Source organism: Streptomyces mobaraensis NBRC 13819 = DSM 40847 (assembly GCF_017916255.1).
GTDB lineage: Bacteria > Actinomycetota > Actinomycetes > Streptomycetales > Streptomycetaceae > Streptomyces > Streptomyces mobaraensis.
This window is the reverse complement of record NZ_CP072827.1, coordinates 4,475,897-4,491,565: the sequence shown is the minus strand read 5'-3', so window position 1 is coordinate 4,491,565 and position 15,669 is coordinate 4,475,897. Positions and strand designations below refer to the sequence as shown.

General features: G+C 71.6%; 18 protein-coding genes and 1 pseudogene. 10 read left to right on the top strand and 9 right to left on the bottom strand.

Annotated elements, in window-relative coordinates; translation table 11 throughout:
* Nucleotides 1-3 precede the first annotated feature (3 nt).
* Together J7W19_RS19420 and J7W19_RS19415 are read left to right on the top strand one after the other, a co-directional pair.
* Entirely contained in the window at nucleotides 4-201 is a 198-nt protein-coding gene (locus J7W19_RS19420) for a DUF397 domain-containing protein (protein WP_040892293.1), read from the top strand.
* 316 nt (nucleotides 202-517) lie between these two features.
* On the top strand, nucleotides 518-934 hold the full coding sequence (locus tag J7W19_RS19415) for an NUDIX hydrolase (protein WP_004953520.1): 417 nt from the start codon (nucleotides 518-520) through the stop codon (nucleotides 932-934).
* Between the two features lie 776 nt (nucleotides 935-1,710).
* Here J7W19_RS19415 and J7W19_RS19410 read toward each other — a convergent pair.
* Entirely contained in the window at nucleotides 1,711-2,076 is a 366-nt protein-coding gene (locus J7W19_RS19410; protein ID WP_004953518.1) for a hypothetical protein, read from the bottom strand.
* A 434-nt stretch (nucleotides 2,077-2,510) separates the two neighbouring features.
* On the opposite strand from J7W19_RS19410, the gene J7W19_RS19405 reads away from it, so the two are divergent.
* From J7W19_RS19405 to J7W19_RS19390, 4 genes are all read left to right on the top strand, one after another.
* Complete coding sequence (locus tag J7W19_RS19405; RefSeq protein WP_233478137.1) at nucleotides 2,511-3,266, top strand: ArsR/SmtB family transcription factor; 756 nt, start codon at nucleotides 2,511-2,513, stop codon at nucleotides 3,264-3,266.
* Between the two features lie 497 nt (nucleotides 3,267-3,763).
* Complete coding sequence (locus J7W19_RS19400) at nucleotides 3,764-4,003, top strand: TMEM175 family protein (RefSeq protein WP_051072753.1); 240 nt, start codon at nucleotides 3,764-3,766, stop codon at nucleotides 4,001-4,003.
* On the top strand, nucleotides 3,964-4,404 hold the full coding sequence (locus J7W19_RS33515; protein ID WP_078588249.1) for a TMEM175 family protein: 441 nt from the start codon (nucleotides 3,964-3,966) through the stop codon (nucleotides 4,402-4,404). Before J7W19_RS19400 ends, J7W19_RS33515 begins: the two co-directional genes overlap by 40 nt.
* Nucleotides 4,405-5,057: 653 nt before the next feature.
* Nucleotides 5,058-5,501 (top strand): hypothetical protein, encoded by a 444-nt coding sequence (locus J7W19_RS19390; RefSeq protein ID WP_004953507.1) that lies wholly within the window; start codon nucleotides 5,058-5,060, stop codon nucleotides 5,499-5,501.
* A 118-nt stretch (nucleotides 5,502-5,619) separates the two neighbouring features.
* Here the strand turns inward: J7W19_RS19390 and infA are convergent, their stop codons facing one another.
* Nucleotides 5,620-5,844: a translation initiation factor IF-1 gene (infA, locus tag J7W19_RS19385; protein WP_004953503.1), complete on the bottom strand. Its 225-nt coding sequence runs from the start codon at nucleotides 5,842-5,844 to the stop codon at nucleotides 5,620-5,622.
* Nucleotides 5,841-6,650, bottom strand: a complete 810-nt coding sequence (locus J7W19_RS19380) for a GNAT family N-acetyltransferase (protein WP_004953500.1) — start codon at nucleotides 6,648-6,650, stop codon at nucleotides 5,841-5,843. Before J7W19_RS19380 ends, infA begins: the two co-directional genes overlap by 4 nt.
* A 208-nt stretch (nucleotides 6,651-6,858) precedes the next feature.
* Here J7W19_RS19380 and J7W19_RS33030 point away from each other — a divergent pair.
* Nucleotides 6,859-6,954, top strand: a pseudogene (locus J7W19_RS33030) (VOC family protein); the annotation flags it as partial.
* Between the two features lie 87 nt (nucleotides 6,955-7,041).
* Here J7W19_RS33030 and J7W19_RS19375 read toward each other — a convergent pair.
* Nucleotides 7,042-7,494, bottom strand: a complete 453-nt coding sequence (locus tag J7W19_RS19375) for a winged helix-turn-helix transcriptional regulator (protein WP_004953493.1) — start codon at nucleotides 7,492-7,494, stop codon at nucleotides 7,042-7,044.
* A gap of 151 nt (nucleotides 7,495-7,645) precedes the next feature.
* On the opposite strand from J7W19_RS19375, the gene J7W19_RS19370 reads away from it, so the two are divergent.
* The gene (locus J7W19_RS19370) at nucleotides 7,646-8,893 is read left to right on the top strand and encodes an MFS transporter (protein ID WP_004953491.1); all 1,248 of its coding nucleotides are present in this window, start codon (nucleotides 7,646-7,648) and stop codon (nucleotides 8,891-8,893) included.
* Between the two features lie 21 nt (nucleotides 8,894-8,914).
* On the opposite strand, the gene J7W19_RS19365 is transcribed toward J7W19_RS19370, so the two are convergent.
* The 4 genes from J7W19_RS19365 to J7W19_RS19350 form a co-directional block, all read right to left on the bottom strand.
* Complete coding sequence (locus tag J7W19_RS19365) at nucleotides 8,915-9,403, bottom strand: hypothetical protein (RefSeq protein ID WP_004953486.1); 489 nt, start codon at nucleotides 9,401-9,403, stop codon at nucleotides 8,915-8,917.
* A 243-nt stretch (nucleotides 9,404-9,646) separates the two neighbouring features.
* On the bottom strand, nucleotides 9,647-10,294 hold the full coding sequence (locus tag J7W19_RS19360) for a class I SAM-dependent DNA methyltransferase (protein WP_004953483.1): 648 nt from the start codon (nucleotides 10,292-10,294) through the stop codon (nucleotides 9,647-9,649).
* 64 nt (nucleotides 10,295-10,358) lie between these two features.
* A complete protein-coding gene (locus J7W19_RS19355) occupies nucleotides 10,359-11,387 on the bottom strand; it encodes a hypothetical protein (protein WP_004953481.1) in 1,029 nt (342 codons plus the stop codon).
* Complete coding sequence (locus tag J7W19_RS19350) at nucleotides 11,384-11,791, bottom strand: PadR family transcriptional regulator (protein ID WP_004953480.1); 408 nt, start codon at nucleotides 11,789-11,791, stop codon at nucleotides 11,384-11,386. Before J7W19_RS19350 ends, J7W19_RS19355 begins: the two co-directional genes overlap by 4 nt.
* A 237-nt stretch (nucleotides 11,792-12,028) precedes the next feature.
* On the opposite strand from J7W19_RS19350, the gene serC reads away from it, so the two are divergent.
* Nucleotides 12,029-13,147 carry a phosphoserine transaminase gene (serC, locus tag J7W19_RS19345; protein WP_004953478.1) on the top strand — a complete coding sequence of 373 codons (1,119 nt, stop codon included), beginning with the start codon at nucleotides 12,029-12,031 and terminating at the stop codon, nucleotides 13,145-13,147.
* A 75-nt stretch (nucleotides 13,148-13,222) separates the two neighbouring features.
* A complete protein-coding gene (locus J7W19_RS19340; protein ID WP_004953477.1) occupies nucleotides 13,223-13,741 on the top strand; it encodes a DinB family protein in 519 nt (172 codons plus the stop codon).
* Nucleotides 13,742-14,097: 356 nt separating this feature from the next.
* On the opposite strand, the gene J7W19_RS19335 is transcribed toward J7W19_RS19340, so the two are convergent.
* Nucleotides 14,098-15,594, bottom strand: a complete 1,497-nt coding sequence (locus tag J7W19_RS19335; protein WP_078588278.1) for an amino acid permease — start codon at nucleotides 15,592-15,594, stop codon at nucleotides 14,098-14,100.
* Nucleotides 15,595-15,669 lie beyond the last annotated feature (75 nt).

Genomic DNA, 15,669 nt, shown 5'->3' with positions numbered 1-15,669 from the left:
GGCATGGAAAAGACCATCACATGGCAGAAGTCCTCCAAGTCGACGGACAGTGAAGGAAATTGTCTGGAGGTGTCCCGACTTGGGGAGGACATACTCATACGGGAAAGCGACGACCCTAGTGTCGTCATCAGAACGAGCCCAGACAAGCTACGCGCGTTCATCACGGACGCGGTCGAGAACACGTTCGACACCCCCTCTTGAGCGTCAACGAACATGACCCCCTCACTCGGTCGAGCGAGGGGGTCGCGCCGTTCCAGGGGAACGAATATGCCAGTCTCACTCGTTAGACGTCTCACGATTGATACAGGCTCGTACGCGGCGCTATCTTCGCTCTGCACCGCCACTCCCGGCGACCAGACGCGGGCCACAAGGACGTCCCGTGCGCACGAATCGCCTCGCCTCGCACTCCGTCGACACTCGCGCCAAGCACTCCGCGAGGCGCCGACTTTCGCCGTCCGGGGCGAAACCCATGCGCACCCCGCTCCACTCAGCGCACCACTTAAGCGTAAGGAGACCCATGCCGCCCACACCCCACATCGCCGGCCTCGCGCACCTCACCGACGCCGCAGGGCGTCTCCTCATGCTCAAGACGGCGGACGGCAGTTGGCGGCTGCCGGGCGGCCCGGCGCTCCCCGACGAATCGGCGCGGAACGCGATGGCCTACCACGTACGCCGGGACCTGCACATCAGGGTCGAACCCCGGTTCGTCCTCGGCATGGAGCCCATCGTGGGCACCGGCTCCACCGCCTACCTGTTCGCGTGTGACAACCTCCAAGAGGACGACATCGCCCGCATCCAACTCCCGAGCGGCACAGCAGACATCACCGCCTACGCGTTCGTCGACTACCCCGGCATCGCCGAGACCGTCAGCCCGCACGAACACCTCCTCATCACCGGCGCGGCGACGGCCTTGAGAGCACCGGACGGACATTAGACGTCACGTACCGCCACCAAGGGACACCCACGCGTTCACGGGCAGACCGTCATTCCCCGCACCGCGTCGCGCCACCCCTCTGGCGCCGGGCGGCAGGCTTGCGGCCGTCAGCCCGGCCACGGAGACGCCGTCGTGCCGCGGATGCGCGACGGAGGAGTGCAACTCCCGCGCGTACGCCGAGAGTTAGTCGTCTACCGACTCGGCGTCTCGAAGCCCGGGCGCGGATCGAACGCGGGCGGCCGGGAGGCTACCGCCACCGCGTGATGCCGGACGCTGTGCGGTACGTCGCCGACAACGGGATCAAGCGGGCGAACTCGCGGCAGGACTGAGCGCCGTATCGGCGAGTGCGCGCATCCTGATTGGTCGTACACAACAAGGATCCTGCTGACGGCCGCGATGCCGACGCGTTGCGCGCCCGCCCACCTCGACGCCACCGCCCAGGGTCACTCTGCCGACGCGAGTCGGTTCGACACAGATCGTCGGCGCCGCCGGGCCGGTCGTGAGGCCGGTGTCTGGATGTGGCCGTCGAACTCGACCGGTCCCGGACGGCGTACAGCTGTGGGATGCGGCCACCCGCCAACACGACATCCCTGGCACGGTGTCCGGACGCCAGGCCCCTAGCGGGCCCGCATCCCAGGAGAGCACGAAGGCCCCGCGTCCGGGCAGCCCGTAACGACGACGATCCCCGCGCGGCTCGTGCCGTCGCCCTCCCGGGCTCGCCGCCGAGCCGTCCGTCAGGCGGACCCCGGAGCTGCCGTTCCTTGCGACTCCGGCCGTTACAGTTCCTTGCGGCTCCGGCCGTCGCAGTAGTACGGGTTGCCGGTGTTCTTGGGGATGTAGCAGGACATGTTGCGGACCGCGCCGGTGTTGCTGTTGGTGCCGGTGATGGTGACGGTGCTGTCCTTCTGCCACCACCAACCGCTCAGCTTGGTGTAGCCCGACCCGGGTGTGTCGAGGTGGTTGTAGCAGACCTTGTTGTCGTACTGGTTCCAGCCACAGACGCGGACCCAGTCCGAGTAGTACGTCGAGATCGCGACCTGCACGGACGGAATGTCCGCGTGTGCCGTCGTCGCCGTGGTCATCGGCAGGCCGACGGCACCCACCGCGGTCAGTGCCAGGGCCAGCTTGCGCATGCGCTCCATGACGATTGTCTCCCTTCGTCTCCGGGCCGGGGCGGCACTCCCGCCGATGCGGGAGTGCCGGTGCGTCCCCCCGTGCCCGAACAGCCTGCTACCGTCCCGCCGCTCACGTCGTCCTGTTTCGGTCTCAGCCGAAACAACCGCCGTCCGTAGGGTGCACCCGTAACGGCCATACAGCCGTCAGGGGGAGGCGGACGCAGGGTGATGAAGCACCGGATCCACTTCACCGCGCAGGACATGGCACGCACGCGGATAGCCGCAGAGCCGCATCCGCTGCTGGAAGTGACGATCTCGGCGCGGATGCTCCAGGAGGCACGCGGCGGCCCGGCCATAGGAGCGTGGCGCCGGGAGGTGCGCGGCCGGCTGGACGCGAACCGGGCCGGTCTGCTGCTGGAGCTCAATCCCCACGCGGCTGGGCGCCGAGTTTCCTGCACCCCTTGCCTTCCTCGGGCGACGCGCAGGAGGCCCTGGAACGGGCGCGCGCGACGCCGAGGAAGACGGTGGAGGAGCAGATGGCCTTCATCGCGGAACGGCAGAGACATCCACGCTGGGCGGCACACCTCCACGACGACGTCCGGCTGCGGCGGCGGCTCTTCGACGGCCTCCAGCACGTCTACGACCAGGCCCTCGCGCCGTACTGGCCCCGGATCCGCGCCTGCCTGGAAGCCGACCGGGCCCTGCGCGCACGGGACTTCGCCGCCGGCGGCATGGAACGGGTACTGGCGGGACTGCACCCGGGCCACATCACGTGGAAGCCTCCGGTCCTGGAGGTCACCGGGACGATCAGCCGCCGTATCGATCTGCATCTCGACGGGCGCGGGCTGCTGTTGATCCCGTCATGGTTCGGGTGCCGGCTGCCGCTGCTCGACCCCAATGCCGAGCCGCAGCCATTCCTCACCTACCCGGCCCACCGCGAGGCCGCCGTCGCCGGGCCGGGCGGGGCACCGGCGGGCGGCTCGGCGGCCGCCCTGGAGGCGCTGCTGGGCCGCACCCGCGCCGCGGTGCTGCTGACGATCGCCGACGGTACGGGCCGCACCACGACGGAGATCGCCCGCCGCGTCGGCATCTCTCCCGCGAGCGCCAGCGAGCACACATCGGTGCTGCGCTCGGCCGGACTCGTCACAACGGCCCGCCACCGCAACACCGCCCTGCACACGGCTACGCCCACGGCCCTGGCCCTCCTCGTGTCCTGAGCGAAGACCACGGGGAGCACGCCGTACCGTCCGCCGTGCTCGCAGAGCCGTACTGCTCGGTGGCGACCGGCCCGGCGAGGCAGCGGGCGGGTGCCCGTGTCCGCGCGCATGCGGCGGCTGGGCGGGCCGTGCCCGTACCGCCCTCTCAGAGACTCAACGGGCCGCACACGCGCGCAGTATGGGACGAGCCCGGCAGCCACATCACCGGTTGCCTCTCAGCCGTACGCTCCGGTTGACGTCCGGCACGTGTGGGTAGAGCGAGACGTGCCCGTTCCGTCCCGGAGGTGGGGGTCTGCCGTGAAACTCCTCTTCCGTGACGAGTCCTTGTCCTCCGAGTCCCCGCGCTCCGCACCATGTCCCACAGCCGGCGGGCGCCACGACCTGCACCAGCGCCCGCACGACCGGCTCGCGCCGGCTCTTTGAGACGCCCCCGCCTCCTCATCTCTCCCCACGACTCCCGCCGACCATGCCGTAGTTCCCGATGACAGGGAGTGCTCATGAGCACCGACGCGCGGCTCGAAGCCGGACTCTCGCCGGAGAGGCCGGCCTTCTTCACCGATGCGATCTTCGCGATCGCGATGACCCTGCTGGCGGTGGAGCTGAAACACCCGGGCGACAGGCAGCTCGCCTCCGGTCGCGCTCTGTGGGGCTTCCTGGTCGAGCAGCGGAACGCCTACCTGGCGTCGCGTTGGCGTTCGTGCTCCTCTGGTCGGTGTGGCGCCGCCACCACGAGCTGATGGACCGCGTCCGACGGCTGTCCAAAGCGTTCGCGTTCTGGCACGCGCCGTTCCTGCTCCTGGTGGCGTTCCTGCCGTTCCCGACCGCCGTCATCGGCGCCTCGATCGGCAATCCGATGGCGCAGACCCTGTTCGCGGGCACGATGGCCGCCATGGTCTGCTGCGAGGCGACCGTGAAGGAGATCTCCGTCGCCGCCGGCCTGGCCGTCGCCTCCCCCGCCACCATCCGCCACCAGGCCGACGCCTCCTGGGCCGTGGGCCTCTGGTTCGTCCTCAGCGGCGGTCTCGCCTGGGTGCTCCCCTACGCCTACGTCATGTGGTTCCTCGCACCCGTCGCCGCCGCCTACGGCGGACCCCTCCTGGGACGCGTCCGGGCACGCCGGGCGGGCCCCGGTGCGTAGTGCGCCGATCGCCTTTCGATCCCACGCGTTGAAGAGGACACCGCCCAACGTCGTGACGCCGTAGAAGCGGACCTCGCGCCACTCACCCGGCCCGAGCACCGACGTGTCCACGTCGGAGAGCGGCGTGGCGAGCCGTTCGCCGCTCAGGACGGTGAAGCCCGCGTCGGTGAAGGTCCGCGCCCACGAGGGCGGCGCGAGGAAGCGCTCCCGGCGCCAGTCCTCACGCGTCCCGGCGAAGGCGATCCAGGGGTGATGGGTGTGGCACAGGACGACGTTCCCGCCCACGTCTCCGACGACGGTGGCGGTGTGGAACGTCCGGGGGTACGCCTGTTCCTCCACCTCACCCACTGTGCCTCCGGCGAGGCGGGCGGCGGCGTACAGAGCGGCGCGGAAGGACCGCGCGTCGGTCCGCGGGAGCGGGCCCTCCTGCGGCCGGAAGAAGCCCGTCGCTCCCCTCGGCAGCGCGAAACCGGTGTTCCCGTCGTCGACCATGGCAGTCAGTGAGCCTCGGCCACCCCGAAATCGCAAGTCGAAGGGCTGCCGGTCGGCCTTCCGCGAGCCGCCTCGGAGTGGACCGCTGAGCTTCTGCGTCCATGACGACGGCGGTAACCTGGGCCAACGCTCCTGAACAGGCCATATGGCATGGTGATCGCGTGATTGTCCTGATCGTGGCGCTTCTCCTCTCCGTGCCGGTCATCGGTTGCGTGCTGCTCGTGAAGACCGTGCGCGTCGTGGTGAGCCGGCGGCTGACCCGCAGAAGGGGCGCCGCCGCCTGGGCCGAAGCGGCGAGCTGGCTGCTGTGCTGCGCGGTGCTGGCGTACGGGGTGGGGGTGGGGGCCATGTTCCTGTCCCCGTGGCCCGACTGGTGCCCAGTGGTGAAGTTCTCCGGCGACCCCGACCCGTCGGCCGCGCCCCCTCACCCCCGTACGGAAACCAGCTGGTTCCCGCTGAGGAGCCGCTGCGTCTCCGACGTTCACGCTCCGGTCGACTTCATCCCCACCGCCGTCAACCCGGTCCTCCTGACGGGCCTCGCGGGCGCGGCAGGCTGCGCGACGGTGGCCGTTTGGCGCAGGCGGCAGGGTCGGAACTCGGGCTGACGGACGATCCGAGGAGGCGACGGCCCAGTCCGCCCGGTCCGGCCGCGGACGCGCCGCGGCCGGGCCGGGACCGGCTACCGGGGAGGGTGGAGGACGTGCGGACGACCGCCGGCTGCGGTCAGTTCCGGTAGCGGAACACGATCCGGCCGCGGGTCAGGTCGTACGGCGGGAGCTCCACCAGTACGCGGTCCTCCAGCATGATCTTGATGTAGTTCTTGCGGATCTTCCCGCTGATGTGGGCGAGCACCTGGTGGCCGTTGTCGAGGCGCACCGTGAACATGGCGCTGCGCAGGCACTCGACGACCCTGCCCTCGACCTCGATCACGTTCTTGTTCCTCGTCATCGGCCCAGCTCCGATCCGAGCTCCAGCTCCAGGTTGCTGCTCATCGGCCGGGCGCCGACGCTCTCGAAGAGCGCCGTCGCCGCCGCGTTGGACTCCTGGACTTCCGTCCAGGCTTCGGCGTACCCGGAGTGGTGCAGCGTCTCCAGCGCATGGGCCAGCAGCGCCCGCGCGACGCCGCGCCGCCGCTCGTCGGACCGGACGGCGAGCAGGCCGATGCGCGGCCGGTTCACCGTCACCACCCGGATCAGGCCCAGGTAGCGGTCGGGGGTCGCCGCCACCGCGTACTTCGACGGGTCGACGATGGTGTCGTCTGCGGGACGGGGAATCACCTCCGCGGGCATCGACCGCCACCCGACGGTCGCCTCGACCTCGTCGCGGATCGCGCGGTCCACCGCCCGCAGCAGGCCCTCGTCGGCCTGCCCGGCGGGCACGATCGTCACCCCCGCGGGCGGCGGGACCGTTCCGAGCCCGGTGGTCCGCGGGTCGGTCGGCACGGTGTACTCCCACTCGCGGCGCCGGATCGTGAACCCGGCCCGCTGCCATGCCGCCGTCAGTCCGGTGTCGGCTTCGTCGACGACCGTGTACAGCGGAGTGGGAAGTTCCGGCAGCATCGCCGCGGCGAGCCGGTCGAAGACGGATGCGTGCCAGGCGTCGATGCCGGCGAACAGGCGCCCGTCGGCCCGGCGTTCCGCGTATCCGCGGCCGACCACCAGGTCGTCGTCCAGGGCGTGCCATTGCCTGTCGGCGACGCGGGTGATCACCACCGCGTTCTCGCTCAGGCGGGAGGGGGAAGGTGTTGTGTTCATCGGAGTCTCCTCAGGAGTGCCTCGGTCTCAGGCGCTCCTGGCGACGCCGAACGTCAGCCGCCGGACCGTGACGGAATGAGGGAGCACCCACGGGTTATTGCGTTCACGGGTCTCACCTCCATACGACGGCTTCGCGGTCCGCCATGAACGTAGCCGCAAGGCACCGCCTCGATCAACTCCTTTTTTCGACGGGCTCGCTCGTGCGTCGTCCCACAACGACGGCGGTCGCGGCGTGTACTTCATGGATCCGTCGGGGCACGCCACGGAGCTCATCACCGTCCCGTACGGCGGGTGGCCGGCGTAGGCGTGTGAGTCGAGGGCCTCCCCCGGGGGGGCCCTCGACCGAATCCCGACCCGGCAGCCGTCCTGCCCGCCTCCACCCCGGCTCAGGTCACGAGGCGGGCAGTTTGTGGACGACGGTGTCGTCGGGGTCCACCCTGCGGCCGTCCGCGGACAGCACCTCCAGCGGGCGCAGCGGGCGTTCCCGGCGGCGGTCGAGGAGCTCCGAGTGGGGCTCGCCGGGGGCGAAGAAGTGCTGTTCGCCCCACTGCCGCAGCGCGACGATGACGGGGAAGAGCGCCTTGCCCTTCGGGGTCAGGACGTACTCGCGGTAGGCGCTGCCGTCGGACGCGGGGACGGATTCCAGGATGCCGCCGGCGACGAGGGTGCGGAGCCGGGCGGTGAGGATGTTCTTCGCGACGCCGAGGCTGCGCTGGAACTCACCGAAGCGCCGGCTCCCGTCGAAGGCGTCGCGGACGATCAGCAGGGACCACCAGTCGCCGATCGCGTCCACCGAGCGGGCGACGGGGCATTCGCTGTCGTCGAAGCGGGTCCTGGTGACCATGGCGTCCCTCATTCTCAGGCCGGCGCTCTCACGTCGGCGCTCTCGGGCGGACTCTCTCAGACCGGCACATCCAATCCGGTTGCAACATGCTACCAAGCGGGCTAGCGTCACGCCGGTAGTAACTTGCAACCAGTCGCCTCAAGGGGGGCCGATGCCCGGTAACAGCGAAGCCGCGACACGACGAACCGAGTCCCGATCCCGCGACGAACCCGCCTTCGTCCTCTCCCGCGGCCTCGTCCTCCTCTTCGCCGTGGCCTGCGGCGCGGCCGTGGCCAACGTCTACTTCTCCCAGCCGCTCCTGGTGACCATGGGCCACGACCTCGCCATGAGCCCGGCGCTCGTCGGCAGCGTCGTCACGCTCACGCAGACCGGGTACGGGCTGGGGCTGTTCTTCCTCGTGCCGCTGGGCGACATCGCCGACCGCCGACGGCTCATCGTCGCCCAACTGCTGCTCCTGGTCGGGGCGCTGGCCCTGGTGGCCGCCGCGCGCTCGGCGGCGGTGCTGCTGGCGGGCATGGCCGCGACGGGGCTGCTCGCCGTCGTCACCCAGACGCTGGTGGCGTTCGCGGCCTCCCTCGCCCCACCCGCCGGGCGCGGGCGGGTCGTCGGTCTGGTCACCAGCGGTGTGGTCGTCGGGATCCTGCTCGCGCGCACCGCGTCGGGCCTCCTCGCCGACCTCGCGGGCTGGCGCTCGGTCTACGTCGCGTCGGCGTCACTGACCGCACTGCTCGCCCTCGTCCTGCACCGCGTGCTGCCGCGCCGCGGCGCCACCCCGCCGACGCCCCTGCGCTACGGGCCGCTCCTGCGCTCCACCCTCACCCTCTTCGCCCGGGAACGGCTCCTGCGGCTCCGGGCCGCGTTCTGTCTGCTGGTGTTCGCTTCCTTCAGCACCCTGTGGAGCAGCGTCGCGCTGCCGCTCAGCGAGGCCCCGTACCACCTGTCCCACAGCGCGATCGGGGCGCTGGGCCTGATCGGTGTCGCCGGTGCCCTCGCCGCGAGCGTGGCCGGGCGCCTCAACGATCGCGGCCTCTCCCGGCGGACCACCGGCATCGCCCTGGCCCTGCTCACCGCCTCCTGGCTGCCCCTGGCCCTCACCCGCCACTCGTTCTGGGCGCTGGTCGTCGGGGTGGTCCTCCTCGACCTCGCCGTGCAGGCGGTCCACGTCACCAACCAGACCCTGATCTACGCGCTCCACCCGGACGCGGGCAGCCGGCTGATCGGCGGATACATGGTCTTCTACTCGATCGGCAGCGCTGTCGGCGCCCTCGCCGCCACTTCCCTCTACGCGGCGGCGGGCTGGGGGGCGGTGTGCGCGCTGGGGGCCGGGTTCAGCCTCCTCGGCTTCCTGCTGTGGGCGCTGCCCCGGGGCGGCTCGGCGGAATCCGCCCCCCGCCGCTGAGGTCTGCCCGGTGGCCGTGACTCAGGGGACCCTTTTCCCCGCGCGCTTCTCCATTGCCCTGGTTCCCACGTTGGCCAGGGCCACGAGCAAGGCGGTCAGCAGCGCCGGGAGCCACGGCCGGTGCACCCGCAGGCCAGGAGTGACGTGCACGGTGAACAAGACGGCGAGGAAGGTCGTCACCATGGAAAGCACGGCCTCCGCCGCCTTCTTGGTTCGCGTGGCGAGAGCGGTGAGCCGGATCCCCCACCGCAGGGGGCAAGTGAACAGCGCCGCGAGGACGTTGCACGGCAGCAGCAGCGCCACTCCCCAGAACAGGGTGCCGGTCCCGTCGGCTTCCACCAAGCGGAACGACGCGGCGGCGACGGCGAGGAGAACAAGCAGCAGAACGGCGAGGAGGGCGGTGCCGACCCCGAAGGCCAGACCGATCATTCCGAAAGCGGCCACGGCTTTATCCCACCCGGAGAGGGAAGCCCAGGTGATGTCGTCATCGGCCTGAGGGCTGTCGTCCACCGCTCTCTCCTTCCACCGACGAGACCCGCGAACGGCGCCCCGGCCCCTGAAGCCAGGGTGCCGCCGAAGAGCGTTTCCCGATCACACAGCGACCATCATGATGGCCTTGGCGAGCTCGGCGGCGATGTCGCCGGGCACGCCGGCGCGCACCATGGCCACGGCAAGCGCGGTTTCGCTCCAGCCTTCGACATCCTCGATCGCGTCGGCGGCCTTCGCTCGTCCGTGGGCTGCCGTGACAGCCGGCTACGCCTTCCGCGCCAGGAGTTGGACCTCGCGGAACTGCCGGCGGTCCGTGGGTTCCGGTTCGATCAGCAGGCGGGAGGATTCCGTCAGGCCGTGCTCGCGGAGGAGGGCGGAGAAGCGGTCCGGGGACCAGCGGTAGGCCGTCGCCACCCTGTGGTCGTAGGGCTGCGGTTCGTCGTCCGGGGCGTCCGTCGCGGGGAAGGAGATCAGGAGGTGTCCGCCGGGGGCCAGGACCCGGCCGAACTCGGCCAGGACGGCGGGCAGGTCCCGGGGCGGGGTGTGGATGACGGACCAGCGCGAGAGGATGCCGCCGAGCGTGCCGTCCTCGATGTCCAGGGCGGCCATCAGGCCGATCTCGAACCGCAGGGCGGGGCTCGCCTCACGGGCCAGCTCGATCATCGTGGGCGAGGCGTCGACACCGAAGGCGTGCAGGCCCAGCTCGTGGAGGTGGGCCGTGATGTGGCCGGGCCCGCAGCCGAGGTCGGCGACCGGGCCGTCGCCGTTCGTCCGCACCAGCTCGGCGAAGGCGCTCAGGAGGGCGCGTTCCAGGGGGCGTTCGCGCAGATGGTCGCGGAAGAGGTCCGCGTAGGTGGCGGCGATGTCGTCGTATGCCTCGCGGGTGGTGGAGAGGGCGTCGGGTTCGGTCATCCGGAGACCGTAGCGGGGCGCGTCGGTCGGCAGGGAGGGGGATCCGTGGGTGGGTGCGGCGCCCTCACGCCCGTCCGCGACGGCCGCGGGCCGCTCTCCGCAAGGAGACGACCGCCTCCGCGACCGCGAAGCCCAGCGCCACCGCCGCCGACCAGAACCAGAACGACGACACGTCCGCCGCGCGCAGGATGTCGAAGCTCCCGAGGCCGACGGCCACGGCGAAGCCGACGGCGCCGAGGGCCTTGCGGCGTTCCGCCCGGTGGGCCCGGCGCGGGCCGGCGGCGAGGGCCGCCGCGTACGCCTCGACGTCTTCGAACTCCCGCAGCGCGACCGGGTTTTCGCCGATGTGCGAACGGGCCTCGGCCACATGCTCGTACGCCTCCCCGCGGGACATCCCGTGCCGCCCCCGCAGCAGTCCCTCCAGGCGGCGGAGCCACGCCTCGGCGCCGCGCGGCCGGGGCGGGGCGAACCAGGTGTCGAATCGGTCCGCGGACAGGCGGTGCGCGCCCGCCGCCAGCGCGGCGCAGGCCGCGACGAGCAGCGGCGCCGGCAGCGTGAACAGATGCCGCTCCGGCAGGACGGACATCGCGAACGAGCCGCCCGCGACGACCGCCACGGACCCGGCGAGCGCCGCCCACACGGCCCGTATCCGACCCGCCGTCCGGAGCGCGACCGCGCCGCAGACCAGCAGCACGGCGGTGGCGACGGTGACGACGGCCGTCAGCGAGGCCCAGGAGAAGCCGAGCCACAGCCCGTCCTCGAACCAGCACAGCGCGGCGAGGCCGCCGCCGACGAGCGCGCCCACCAGGAGGGTGTGGGCGAACCGTTCGCCCGCCGTCACGCCGTCGAGGCCGGCCCGGGCCGGCGACGTACCGGCGGCCTCGCCCGCGATCGCGTCGGCGTACTCGGACGGGTCGCCGAACAGCTCCCGCACCGAGCCGCCCGCCTCACGCACCGCCTCGTGGACGTCGGCGAGGGCCCGCTCGGTCACCTCCCGCGGCGGGAGGTGCCTCATCACCAGGTGGAACTCGAACGCGGCGGCCCAGTCCTCGTCGTCCTTCCGCTCCCATCGGATGTCCGCGGTCGCCGTCATGCCTCGTCCCCTTCCGGTTCCTCTCCCGGTCCCGGCTCCGTCTCCGGCTCCGGCTCCGCTGCCGGTCCCTCTCCCCCGCCTTCTCCCGCCAGTCGCGTCACCGTGCCGTGGAAGGCGGTCCACGCGGCGCGCTGCTCGGCGAGACGGCGCCGGCCCTCGTCGGTGAGGCCGTAGTACTTGCGGCCGGGCCCCTGTTCGCCCGCCGTCCACCGAACGTCGACGGCGCCTTCCTCCGCCAGGCGGGTCAGCGCGGGGTAGAGCGTGGCCGGCTTCACCGCGTCGAGACCGGCCGCGTGCAGCCGGCCGAGCAGCGCGTAGCCGTAGCTCGGACCCTCGCGGTCCAGGACGCCGAGCAGGCACAGGGTGAGCACCGCGCGCGTCCAGGCCGCCTGGGGCGTCGCCAAGGGGACCGGGCCTCCTCGTCTTATCGGGATTCGCGACTATTGCGAGAATGAGAATAGGTCAGGGTGCGCGCTCCGCGCTCGGGGCAGGTGCTCCGCACCGGGTTCCGGCCCCGCCCTTCACACCACCCCTCGCCGCCCCTCACCTCCCTCAACCACGCGTCCACACCTGCCCGAACGCACGTCTCAGCCGCTGGACATTCCTCCACCCGCGGCCGTTCGACGGATTAGGCTGCCCCCGTGGCTGACATCCAGATCCCCGCCGACATCAAGCCCGCCGACGGCCGTTTCGGCGCCGGCCCGTCCAAGGTGCGCCCGGAGGCGCTCGCCGCCCTGGCGGCCACCGGATCCTCCCTGCTCGGTACGTCCCACCGCCAGGCGCCGGTGAAGAACCTCGTCGGATCGGTCCGCGACGGCATCAGCGCGCTGTTCTCACTCCCCGACGGCTACGAGGTGATCCTCGGCAACGGCGGGTCCACCGCGTTCTGGGACATCGCCACCCACGGCCTGATCGAGTCCAAGTCGCAGCACCTCTCGTTCGGCGAGTTCTCGTCGAAGTTCGCCAAGGCCGCGAAGCTCGCGCCCTGGCTCGCGGAGCCGACCGTCGTCTCCGCCGACCCCGGCACCCACCCCGAGGCGCACGCCGAGCCCGGCACCGACGTCTACGCGCTCACCCACAACGAGACGTCCACCGGCGTCGCCATGCCGATCCGGCGCGTGGCGGGGGCGGACGAGGGGGCGCTCGTCCTGGTGGACGCCACCTCCGGCGCGGGCGGCCTGCCCGTGGACATCGCCGAGACGGACGTCTACTACTTCGCTCCGCAGAAGTCCTTCGCCTCCGACGGCGGGCTGTGGATCGGCGTCTTCTCCCCCGCCGCGCTGGAGCGCGCCGCCCGGGTGCACGCCTCCGGCCGGCACGTCCCCGAGTTCTTCTCGCTGCCCACCGCGATCGACAACTCGCTGAAGAACCAGACATACAACACCCCGTCGCTCGCCACCCTGTTCCTCCTCGACGAGCAGCTGAAGTGGCTGAACGGCCAGGGCGGGCTGGACTTCGCCGTCCGCCGCACCGCCACCTCGGCCCGCGCCCTCTACGGCTGGGCGGAGGCGTCCAAGCACGCCACCCCGTTCGTCACCGACCCGGCCAAGCGGTCGCAGGTCATCGGCACGATCGACTTCTCGGACGACGTCGACGCGGCGGCCGTGGCCAAGGTGCTGCGCGCCAACGGCGTCGTCGACACCGAGCCGTACCGCAAGCTGGGCCGCAACCAGCTCCGCGTGGCCATGTTCCCGGCGATCGACCCGGCGGACGTCGAGGCGCTGACGGCGTGCGTCGACTACGTCGTGGAGCGGCTGTAACGCCTTGACCTGCGGGGACGTTCGGGGAGGCGGACGGATCGGCCGATTGTCAGTGGGGCGTGGGAAGGTGACGTCATGACGACGACACCCGATGGCCGCCCTGTTCCGCCCCCGCTCGCCGGTGAGCGCGAGACGCTGGAAAGCTGGCTCGACTTCCAGCGCGCGACGCTCGAGACCAAGTGCCGGGGTCTCGACGACGAGCAGGTGCGCCGCACCTCCGTCACGCCTTCCACGATGTCCCTGCTGGGCCTGGTCCGCCACATGGAGCTGGTGGAACGGAACTGGTTCCAGCGGGTGTTCGCCGGCCGGACGGTGCCGGAGTTCCCGGCGGACGCCGGCTTCGGTCTCGATCCCGCGCAGGGGCTGGACGAGGCCCTGGCCGCCTGGCGGGCCGAGATCGCGGTGGGCCGGGAGCTGATCGCGGACGCGTCGCTGGACGACGTGGGGCGGCTGTCGCCGGATGAGGGGAAGTGGCTGGGTTCGCAGGAGGTGTCCCTGCGCTGGATCCTCATCCACCTGATAGAGGAGTACGCGCGGCACAACGGGCACGCGGATCTGCTCCGGGAGGCGGTGGACGGGGTTACGGGCGTGTGAGTCCGGTGAGCGCGGTGGGCCCCGAGGCGTCCCGGTGAGTCCGGTGGGCCCCGGCGTGATCGCCGTCCCGCCGCCCCCCTCGTCGGCCGCGGTGAGCGGCTCGTGTCCAGTCGGCTGATCAGCTGCCGGTCGGCTGCGCGCGCCGCCATGGGTTCTTCGTTTCGCGTTCCTCCGGTTGACTGCGGCAGTACTGCTGCGTTGTGGCCAACCGGCCGTGGCCGGCGCGCTGTTGCAGGACGTCCACGGCGAGTGCGGCGTCCGTGTGGCGCTGGGCGTGAACGCCGTGCGCCCCGGCATGGGTGCCGGGGCGCACGAGGCCGGACGCGCCCGCGGGCGGACGGGTGTCCGGCGCGCACTCAGGCCCGGGTCGTCGTCCTCCCCCGCCGCAGGACCGCCCAGCCCAGGAGCAGCAGGACGATCCAGACGCCCATCACGTAGAGGGCGATGCGGGTGTCCGCGCTCCAGGCGATGAGGACGGTCACGAACGCGAAGAAGGCCAGCGCCAGGACGTTGGTGTAGGGGGCACCGGGGAGGCGGTACGGGGAGGGTTCCGCCGCTCCCGCCGCGACCGCCCGGCGGTAGCGGAGGTGGGTGACGAGGATGACGCTCCAGACGAGGATGGCGCCGCCCGTCGAGACCGAGGTGATGTAGGCGAACGCGTGCTCCGGGTCGAGGGCGTTGATGAGGACGCCGAGTCCCATGACGACCGCCGACACCCACAGGGCGGGGGCCGGGACGCCGCGGCCGGTGAGCCGGGAGAGGGCCTTGGGCGCGTGGCCGTTGACGGAGGCGGTGCGCAGCATGCGGGCCGTCGAGTAGAGGCCGCCCGCGTTGCAGGAGGACAGTGCGGAGGTGAGCACGATGAAGTTGACGATGCCCGCCGCGGCCGGAATGCCGATCTTGGCGAAGGCGGCGACGAAGGGGCTCACACCCGGGCTGAACTCGGCCCAGCTCACCACGGAGAGGATGACGATCAGGGTGCCGATGTAGAAGAGGCCGAAGCGCACCGGGAGGCTGTTGATGGCCCGGGGGATGTTCTTCTGCGGGTCCTCCGCCTCGCCGGCGGTGACGCCGACGAGTTCGACGCCGAGGTAGGCGAAGAGGACGATCTGAAGCGTCATCAGCGAGTCGTGGACGCCGTGCGGCGCGACGCCGCCGTCCTTCCACAGGTGGGTCACGGAGGCGGTGTCACCGACGTCGCCGAAGCCGACGACCAGGACGGCGAGGCCGACGAGGATCATCGCGACGATGGCGACGACCTTGATGAGCGCGAACCAGAACTCCAGCTCGCCGAAAGCCTTCACCGAGATCATGTTCACGGCCAGCAGCACCACCAGCGACACCAGGGCCGTCTGCCACTGCTCCACCCCGGGGAACCAGTACTTGACGTACTGCCCCGCAGCGGTGATCTCGGCCATGCCGGTGGTGACCCACATGATCCAGTAGGTCCACGCGGTCGCGTACCCCCAGAACGGGCCGAGGAACTCCCGGGCGTACTCGGCGAAACTGCCGGACACCGGGCGGTGGGTGAGGAGTTCGCCGAGCGCGCGCATCACCAGGAACAGGACGGCGCCGGCCACCGCGTACCAGATGATCAGGCTGGGTCCGGCCTGGGATATGGCCGTTCCGGCGCCCAGGAACAGGCCCGTGCCGATGGTGCCGCCGATGGCGATCATCTGGATCTGCCGGGTGCCGAGTCCGCGCTTGTAGCCCTCCGCGGTCGCGGCCCCGCCGGCCGCCTCCGCGCCGTGCCCGGCCGGCCCGGCCTGCTCCGCGATCCCCGCGCCGCCCTTGCCGGGAACGGCGTCCACGGGCTCGGCGGGCGTCGTCCCGCCCGTTGTCGGTGGCTGCATGCAACAGAACCCTTCTCGATCCGTGCCGACGAGCCGTGCCGCCTCTTCGGCACGGAGCTCGGTTCCGCGACCCTA